The organism is Burkholderia sp. Ac-20392 (genome assembly GCF_017104585.1).
Taxonomy (GTDB): Bacteria; Pseudomonadota; Gammaproteobacteria; order Burkholderiales; family Burkholderiaceae; genus Burkholderia; species Burkholderia lata.
Window position 1 is genome coordinate 1 of the sequence record NZ_JAAGPB010000363.1, and the last position, 8765, is coordinate 8765.

The 8765-nt window shown below is 68.0% G+C and carries 8 protein-coding genes and 1 pseudogene; 5 read left to right on the top strand and 4 right to left on the bottom strand.

The genetic code is table 11. The features are described 5' to 3' along the window. Both G3N99_RS28745 and G3N99_RS28750 read left to right on the top strand, forming a co-directional pair. The coding region (locus G3N99_RS28745; RefSeq protein ID WP_206124081.1) for an FAD-binding oxidoreductase at positions 1-574 on the top strand (574 nt) is incomplete at its 5' end. Between the two features lie 116 nt (positions 575-690). After that, complete coding sequence (locus tag G3N99_RS28750; protein WP_011353990.1) at positions 691-1365, top strand: TetR family transcriptional regulator; 675 nt, start codon at positions 691-693, stop codon at positions 1363-1365. A gap of 72 nt (positions 1366-1437) precedes the next feature. On the opposite strand, the gene G3N99_RS28755 is transcribed toward G3N99_RS28750, so the two are convergent. Continuing rightward, positions 1438-3231, bottom strand: coding sequence for a phospholipase D-like domain-containing protein (locus G3N99_RS28755; protein WP_206124082.1), 1794 nt, complete (start codon positions 3229-3231; stop codon positions 1438-1440). A 105-nt stretch (positions 3232-3336) separates the two neighbouring features. After that, complete coding sequence (locus tag G3N99_RS28760) at positions 3337-4095, bottom strand: DeoR/GlpR family DNA-binding transcription regulator (protein ID WP_011353988.1); 759 nt, start codon at positions 4093-4095, stop codon at positions 3337-3339. 208 nt (positions 4096-4303) lie between these two features. Here G3N99_RS28760 and G3N99_RS28765 point away from each other — a divergent pair, with 208 nt between their 5' ends. From G3N99_RS28765 to nadE, 3 genes are all read left to right on the top strand, one after another. Further along, positions 4304-4489 (top strand): hypothetical protein, encoded by a 186-nt coding sequence (locus G3N99_RS28765; RefSeq protein ID WP_006480515.1) that lies wholly within the window; start codon positions 4304-4306, stop codon positions 4487-4489. Positions 4490-4682: 193 nt separating this feature from the next. Continuing rightward, entirely contained in the window at positions 4683-5552 is an 870-nt protein-coding gene (locus G3N99_RS28770) for a DMT family transporter (protein ID WP_174942295.1), read from the top strand. Positions 5553-5794: 242 nt separating this feature from the next. Next, the gene (gene nadE / locus G3N99_RS28775) at positions 5795-6643 is read left to right on the top strand and encodes an ammonia-dependent NAD(+) synthetase (RefSeq protein WP_174988169.1); all 849 of its coding nucleotides are present in this window, start codon (positions 5795-5797) and stop codon (positions 6641-6643) included. Positions 6644-6717: 74 nt separating this feature from the next. Here the strand turns inward: nadE and G3N99_RS28780 are convergent, their stop codons facing one another. Together G3N99_RS28780 and G3N99_RS28785 are read right to left on the bottom strand one after the other, a co-directional pair. Continuing rightward, positions 6718-8394, bottom strand: coding sequence for a peptidase S1 (locus tag G3N99_RS28780; RefSeq protein WP_174942303.1), 1677 nt, complete (start codon positions 8392-8394; stop codon positions 6718-6720). A 75-nt stretch (positions 8395-8469) separates the two neighbouring features. Beyond that, positions 8470-8765 (bottom strand): annotated as a pseudogene (locus G3N99_RS28785) (peptidase S53); the annotation flags it as partial.

The following is an 8765-nucleotide window of genomic DNA, read 5'->3' on the forward strand; positions in this document are numbered from 1 at the left end:
TCGCTCGATGCGCGGCGTGTCGCCGCGCATCGAGCGCGCGGTGCTGCCGATCGCGACCTACGTGATCGCGACCGAACCGCTCGGCGCGCGCCTGCCCGACGCGATCGACGCGCCGTACGCGATCTACGACACGCGTTTCGCATTCGACTATTACCGTCCGCTGAAGGACACGCGCATCCTGTGGGGCGGCCGGATCTCCGTGCTCGACCGCGGCCCCGACGCGATCGCGCGCCTGCTGCGGCGCGACCTGCTGCGCGTGTATCCGCAACTGGAAGGCGTGAAGGTCGATTACGCATGGGGCGGGTTGATGAGCTACGCGCGGCACAAGATGCCGCAGATCGGCCGCGACGCGGACGGCGTGTGGCACGCGATCGCGTTCGGCGGCCACGGGATGGCGCCGACCACGGTGGCCGGCGAAGTGCTCGCGGCCACGCTGGCCGAAGGCCGGCCGGTGCCGGAAGGCTTCAACGCGTTCGGGCTCACGCGCACGTTCGGGCTGGCGGGCCTCGCTGCCGCGCAGCTCACGTACACGGCGTACCAGGCCCGCGACGCGCTCGCGTCCTGCCGCCGCTGAGCGGCGGCCACGGCGGCCGAAACCGCCCTGCCGATTAGAGCGGAAGGTCGGCCGGGCGGGGATTTCCCGCATGCTAGAATGCCTTTTCCAAGCCGCCGAAGCCACAATAAAGTCACATGAAAGCAGGAAGCAAGGCCGCCACGTCCGACACCCGCGCGCTTCCGTCCGATGCGCGGCGCAAATACGATCCCGAGCAAACCAAGCGCAACATCCTCGACGTCGCCACGCAGGAATTCTCCGCGATGGGCCTCGCCGGTGCGCGCGTCGATGCCATCGCCGAGCGCACGAACACGACGAAGCGGATGCTCTACTACTACTTCGAAAGCAAGGAAGGCTTGTACGAGGCCGTGCTGGAGAAGGTGTACGGCGACATCCGCGCGCTCGAGCAGGAACTGCACGTCGGCGACATGGAGCCGCGCGAAGGCATGCGCCGCCTCGTCGAATTCACGTTCGACTATCACGACAAGCATCGCGACTTCGTCCGCCTCGTGTCGATCGAGAACATCCACGGCGCGAAGTATCTCGAACAGCTCAAGTCGTTCAAGAACCGCAACGTCAGCATCATCAAGACGCTAGAGGAACTGGTCGAGCGTGGCGCGGCGAGCGGTGCGTTCCGCAAGGACATCGACGCGTTCGACCTGCACCTGCTGATCAGCTCGTTCTGCTTCCACCGCGTGTCGAACCGCTACACGTTCGGCGCCGCATTCGGCCGCGATCCGTCGGCACCGCGCCTGCGTGCGCGGCACCGCGACACGATCGCCGACGCCGTGCTGCGCTACGTCGCTGCATAAGCGGCGGCAACCGGTTTCCCTGCCAGACTCACGCCGGGCGCGCGACATCCGCGCCCGTCGTTCTCTCGTGCGTCAGTCCGTCGGCGCGGTCGACGCCAGTGCGATCCGTGCTTTCGCTTCCGGGCTTCCCGCCACGTAATACTTCTTCGCCCAGCTCGAATCGGGCGCAAGCGCGAGCCGCGCATGCGCGCCCGTGCCCCCGTCCGTGCCGCGCTGTTTCGCATTGATCGTCAATGCCCGCGCGCGGTAGTGCTCGTACAGCCGCAGGAATTCCGCAAGATAGATCGCCGCGATCCGCTGGTCGCGGATCTCGAGCAGGTTCTCGTCGTTGTACTGCTCGGAATTGCGGCTCATGTTCGCCGAACCCGTATAGACGACCGGATTCGCGCCCTCCGCATCGATCACGATGAACTTGTGATGGATCACGACGGGCGGAAAGGCCGGTGCCGGCTCCCCCGGAAACAACCGCAATTCCGGCTCGAAACCCTGCGGCACGGTGGCCGGCGAGAAATACGCGGCATCGATCACGTCGTGGTTGTCGCGACTGCGGTGGTACAGCTCGAGGTTCGCGAGCGTCGCTGCATCGAGCGTCTGGCCGGCCTGCTGCTCGGCATCGGCCTTCGTCGCACTGCCGACGTTGATCTTGTTCACCAGCCCGAACATCATCAGCCCGCGGTCGCCAGCCGCGAAGCACGCGTCGCGCAGCGCCGCGTCGGTCGGCATGAACAGGCAGAACGACACCGAATGCTTCGCGGCCGCGATCGCGGCGACGATCGTGTCGATCTCGGTGCGCTGCCCGGCCGGTTCCGGCGAAAACGCGAGCCGCACCTGCGCACTGCCGATCGTCATCGGTTCCGACCAGCCCGGCGACAGCTTCGCCGTCTCCGCGATCGACGGATTCCCGGCCAGCGCATGCGCACGATCGTTGTACAGCGCGGCGAGCGCGGGCGAGTCGAACGCGTGCAGCACGTTCGCCTGCTCCGTCAGCCCCTCGGTCGTGAAGTTCGCGGAACCGGTCAGCACGCGTGAGGGCACCGCATTCGACGACGCATCGGTCACGATGAACTTGTCGTGCATGATGTGCGTCTTGTCGCGCGGCGCGAGCGTCGCAAGACCCTGCAGCGCATCGACGGCCGGCTGGTTCGGCGACGGCAGCGGCGGCTTGCCCTTGCGCGCCGTCGTGTGCGCGTCGTAGACGATCGCGAGCGACGCTTCGCCGTGCTGGCGTCCGAACGCTTCGAACGCGGGCAGCGCCCACAGCGTGTCGGTCAGGTGATAGACGGCCGACGCCGCGCGCGAGGCCGGGTCGAGCATCTCCGCGAACACCTGCTCCATGTCGTTCGCGAGCCACGTGCGCAGCTTCAGCGCCTGCGCGGCACTTGGCGCCGCATTCGGCGCGAGGCCCAGCGCCGCGACCTGCTTCGCGAAAGCCTGCGAGCTGACCACCGCGCGATTGAACCACGTGCCGATGCCGTCCTCGATATGCGCGGGCAGCACGACGTCGCACACGCCGGCTTGCGCGTCGAGCACCTGCAGGTTCGCCGGCGTGCCGACGACCGGATACACGTCATAGCGGAATGACGCGCCGCGATCCTGCGGATCGATGCGCGCGTCCCACCACATGAATTTCTGGATCGGCGCCTGGTCAGTCGGCGCATCGCCCTGCGTGTGCGCGGCCGGGCCGTCGAACGTCAGGCGGTTCGGCAGCCAGCTGTTCGGCGCGCGCGTCTTGCCGTCGGCCGACCAGAAGCCCGGCGTGCGCTGGATCGCGAAACCGAGGAAATCGGACCGCGACGCCGCATCGGGCCAGTCGAAGGCCAGCAGAACCAGGGTAGGGGAAAGATAGCTGCGCACGCTGACGGTCATTCGTTGCTCCCTGGCCTTGCGGCCGGTCGAGGTGAATGGGTCAGTCTTGACGGCGGTTCTTCCCTGGGAATGACGGTTCGATGAACCTTGTATGTCGGACGCGCGTCAGTCGCACACGAGCAGTTCGATCCCGCGTGCGGTCAACGCACGGCGCACGGCCTTGTCGGGCGTGCGTTCGGTCACGAGATAGCGGGCCGCCGCGGTGCCGTTGATCCGCACCGGCGTCACGCGGCCGAATTTCGAATGGTCGGCGACGATCATCGCGGTGCCGGCCGCCGCGATCATCCGGCTGCGCACCTCGGCCGCGAGCCGCGAGTAGTCGGTGCATTCACCGTCGGGCGTGATGCCGCCGGCGCCGACGAACGCGAAATCGACGTGGTACTGCGCAAGCTGCTGGATCGTGTCGAGCCCGAAGGTGGCGTCCTCGTCGTCGGACAGCTCACCGCCCAGCAGCGTCACGCGGTTGCCGTTGCGCCGCGCGAGCACGAACGCGGTGCGCCAGTCGTTCGTGTAGATCGACAGCCGGTGCCGGTCGGCGAGCGCGAGCGCTACCGCGTGCGGCGTGCTGCCCGAATCGATCAGCACCGAGGCATCGTCGGGCACGAACTCGGCGGCGCGCCGCCCGATCGTGCGCTTCGCTTCCGCATTCGCGGCTTCGCGCTCGGACAGGCTCGGCTCGCGGCGATCCGCGGCCAGCGCGCCGCCGTGCGTCATCACGAGCAGGCCGCGTGCGGCCAGTGCGTTCAGGTCGCGCCGCACGGTCTCGCGCGACACGTCGAGCGAGCGGACGAGTTCCGCGACCGACAATGCGCCCGACCGTCCGAGTTCCGACAGGATGAATTGATGACGTTGTTCCGCCAGCATCGCGTGTGCGCCCAAGGCGACTGGTAATGGGTAAGCTGTCCATTGTATTACGGCCGTTTGACCGGCATTTGACTGCGCCGGGAAACCCGCCAGGCCGCGTTTCACGAAAGCGAAATTCTGAATTGCCTGACGCGCGCGAATCGGCGCGGCGCCGGTTGCTACACTTTGCGCTTCGCCGAACGACAGACCAAGCAAAGGGGCTCGCGCCATGTATCGCAAAGGCAGTGTGATCGAAATCCAGTTTCCGCCCGAACGTCTCAACGACGCGGCCGGCGATCCGTACTGGATCGACCTGACGCTCGACGAGGCCCGCCGGCTCTACGAACAGCTCGCCGCGCGCTTCGCGACCGACGCACGCGCCAACCAGCCGCTCGACACGTTCTCGATCGACTGATCGCCGCGGCTTCACGCTCGCCCGCTCCGCATCCGGGGCGGCGCCTCTCGTCCCCCGGCACCTCCCCGCCCGCACCGACGGCCGCCTGCGCGGCACGCAGCATGAGTGCAGGATTCGACAAGACGCCCGCATCGCTTCCCGCGATACTGGCCGACTTTACGATTCTGTCCGGCCGCCTCGCGGCCCGCCACGCATGCTGACCTCGATCGTCGCCGCCGCTTTCGTCGCACTCTGGTCCACCGGCTTCATCGTTGCGCGGGCAATCAAGCCCTACGCCGATCCCAACCTGTTCCTGCTCGCCCGTTTCGCCGGCACGGCCGCGCTGTTCGGCGCGGTGGCGCTCGTCTCGCGCGCGCCGTGGCCGGCCCGCCGCGAATGGCCGCGCCACCTGATCGCAGGCGCGCTGCTACAGGGCGTCTATCTCGGCGCGAGCTACTGGGCCGTCGCGCAAGGGCTGAACGCCGGCGTCATGGCGCTGCTCGGCGCACTGCAGCCGCTCGCCACCGCCGTGCTCGCCGTCCCGCTGTTCAACGAGCGCCTGCCCGCGCGCGGCTGGTTCGGGATGGCGCTCGGGCTCGCTGGCGTCGCGCTCGTGCTGGCGCCGAAGGTCATGGGCGGCGTCGCGCCGCCGCCGGGCGCCGCGCCCGCATGGCTCGTCGTCGGCGTGTCGGTACTCGCGGTCGGGTCGATCACCGCCGGCTCGCTGTACCAGAAAGGCAAGCTCGCGCAGAGCGACCTGCGCACGGCGGTTGCCATCCAGAACTTCGGTGCGGCGATCGTCGCGGCCCTCTTCGTCGCGCTGCTGCACGAGACGCGCTGGATCGGCGCGCCGGCGCTGTGGGTGTCGCTCGTGTGGGGCGTCGTGTTCCTGTCCGGCGGCGCGGTCACGATGCTGATGTGGATGCTGCGGCGCGGCAACGCCGCGCGCGCGACGTCGCTGCTGTTCCTCGCGCCGCCGCTCGCCGCGCTGCAGGGCTACTGGCTGTTCGGCGAAACGCTCGCGGCGATCCAGCTCGCCGGCTTCGCGCTCGCGCTGGTGGGCGTCGTGCTCGCGCGGCGCTGACGCGCCCGCCCGTGTGCGCGGTCGTGCAACTGCAGGCACGCCGGCCGCCACGCGCATCGCATACCGACCGCGCGAACGCCCGTCAAGCGGCATCGTTGCACCCGCCCGGCGCACCATGCACCACGGCGAGGCAGCCCGTCTCGCCGAAGCAACGCGAAATCGCCGGATCGCACGCCCGGCGCGGCACCGCGCGGCGATTGCGCTTATGATGGGCGCCTTGATTTCGTTCCGGAACTCCCTTCATGACATCCGCCGATTACGCCAGCCGCCAACGCGCGATCATTGCCGAACTGAACGTTGCGTCGCAATTCGACGCCGAGGCCGAGATTGCCCGCCGCGTCGAATTCCTCGCGCAATACCTTCGTTCGACCGGCCTGCGGACCTACGTGCTCGGCATCAGCGGCGGCGTCGATTCGTCGACGGCCGGCCGGCTCGCGCAACTGTCGGTCGAAAAGCTGCGCGCCGACGGCTACGATGCCCGCTTCGTCGCAATGCGTTTGCCGAACGGCGTGCAGAACGACGAAGCCGATGCGCAGCGCGCGCTCGCGTTCGTCCGCGCGGACGAGGAGCTGACCGTCAACGTGAAGCCGGCCGCCGACGCGATGCTCGGCGCACTGGCCGCGTCCGGCCATGCGTTCGAGACGCCGGCGCAGCAGGATTTCGTGCACGGCAACATCAAGGCGCGCGAGCGCATGATCGCGCAGTACGCGGTGGCCGGCGCGCGGCGCGGCATCGTGATCGGCACCGATCATGCGGCCGAGTCGCTGATGGGTTTCTTCACGAAGTTCGGTGACGGCGGCGCGGACATCCTGCCGCTCGCGGGGCTGAACAAGCGGCGCGTGCGCGCGGTGGCCCGTGCGCTCGGCGGCGAGGAGCTGATCGTGATGAAAGTGCCGACGGCCGACCTCGAGGAACTGCGCCCGCTGCGCCCCGACGAGCACGCGTACGGCGTGAGCTACGACGAGATCGACGATTTCCTCGAAGGCAAGCCGGTGAGCGACCACGTGTACGAGACGGTGCTGCGCTTCTACGACGCGTCGCGCCACAAGCGCGCGCTGCCGTACACGATGTTCGACTGGCCGACCGCGTAAGCCGGTCGCCCAGACTGAAAAAAACGCCGCGCGCACCGCAACGGCTGCGCACGGCGTCCTGCCGACGGGCAACGCTACGCGTGCCCGCCCGTCTTCGTCGCCTGCAGCGCACGAATCCGCATCCGCGCGCCGGTATCGCTGACCGTCGCGTCGTACATCGTCGCGAGATCGCGCTTGAGCGCGGTGCGCGAACCGCCGTCGAGATACACCATGTGCCCCGACGGATAGAAACGCGCGGACAGGTTCTGTCGCACCTTCTGATCCTCGAGCGGCATCTGCTGCAGGTCGATCACGGTCTGGTAGAACGGCGTGACGAAATCGTAGAAGCCGTTCGCCGACAGCACCTTCAGGTCGACGTTCAACGCCATCACCGCGGCGAGATCGCCGGCCGTGTAGAGGATCACGTTCCCCTGCGCATCGATGCCCTGCTGCGCGCCGGTCGGGTCGATGTGGCTGAAATCCCAGTTCTGGAACGCCTGGTCGTTCAGGTCGGTGAACGCGGAATTCGACGTGAACTTCAGCTGCTCGTTCAGGTAGCTGTTCCACATCGCCGTATAGACGCCCGTCACGGCCGTCATCGTCGGATCGTTGCCGCCCGAGTTCGGGTCGATCTTGCCGGCGATGCCCGACGAGATCCCGGTCACGCGACCGTCGTACGAACCGAGCGCGAGCCCCTGCGCATGCAGCAGCGTCGTCAGGAACAGCGAATTGCCGCGCGTGTCGTAGCCGGCGATGTTGAGACTCCACGATTGCAGCGTCGCCGTATCGATGCCCGTGTATTGCGACAGCTTCTGCACGGCGGCCGGGTCCGCATGCGGGACCGTGCGCAACGCATTCAGGTAGTCGGTGCGCGCGAACTGCGCGACTTCCTCGACGAACGCGCCGAGATCGGTCGGCGCCGGCGTGACGCCGAGTTTCTTGTGATACCACGCATCGGCCGCCGCGGTCGGCAGCGCGCCGACCGGGTTGCCGGCCTGCCGGTAGTCGAGGATCGACGATTGCAGCGTGACGCCGTTCAGGTCGACACCATCCTCGTGCAGCTTGTACGCGAGCACGCAGCTGCGTGCCGTGCCGTACGATTCGCCGAACAGGTACTTCGGCGAATTCCAGCGGTTGTTCTTCGTCAGGTAGCGCTTGATGAACTGCTTCAGCGAATCCGCATCCTGGTCGACGCCCCAGAAGTTGCGATTCTTGTTCGGCGCGACCGCTGCCGAATAGCCGGTGCCGACCGGGTTGATGAACACCAGGTCGCTGTGGTCGATCATGCTGTCCGGGTTGTCTTCCATCTGGTACGGCGCGGGCGGCGTGAAGCCCGGCATCGACGTCTTGATGCGCTTCGGCGCGAACGAACCCAGCAGCACGAACACCGACGACGAGCCCGGCCCGCCGTTATAGAAGAACGTCACGGGCCGCGTTTCTTCCTTCGCGCCATCAGCCGTGAACGCGACGTAGAAAAGCTTCGCGGCCGGCTGCGAACTACTCGGGTCGACCGTCACGAGGTGGCCGGCCGTCGCCGTGTAGGCGATGCGCTTCCCGTCGATCAGGATCGTGTGATGCGTGATCGCGGCCGCCTCGGTCGTGTCGGTCACCGAATCGTCGGGGCCGTTGCCGTACGCGACCGGATCGAAGAACGGCTGGTCGCGGCCGTGGCTGAGCGCGACCGGGTTGACGGTCGGCGGCACGCCATGCGAATTGTGGTCGCCGTGATGCAGCGGATACACGCCGCCGGAGGATGCGGAATCGATGCCCATCGTGCTGCTCCTGGAGGTGAGAAAAAGGCGCGGACAGGAAGCCCGCGCCATACGGAAAGCCGTGTACCGCCGCCGTCAGCTCGACGGCTTGCGCGTCAGGATCGCGGCGAGCTGCGCGCCGTTCGGGCTGCCGAGGCCCGTGCACGCATCCCAGCCCTGCGCGGCCGCATACGTGCCGTTCGAGCCCTGCGTGATGTCGCGCAGCGCGCCCGGATTCTTGTAGAGCACCGGGTTGACCCAGCCGGCGGTCGCACCACCCGCCGCCGCATTGATCCGCGCGATCAGCGCGGCCCACAGCGGTGCGACCGCGCTCGTGCCGCCCATCACCGTGGCCGTGCCCGCGATCGACACTTCGTAGCCCGTCTGCGGTG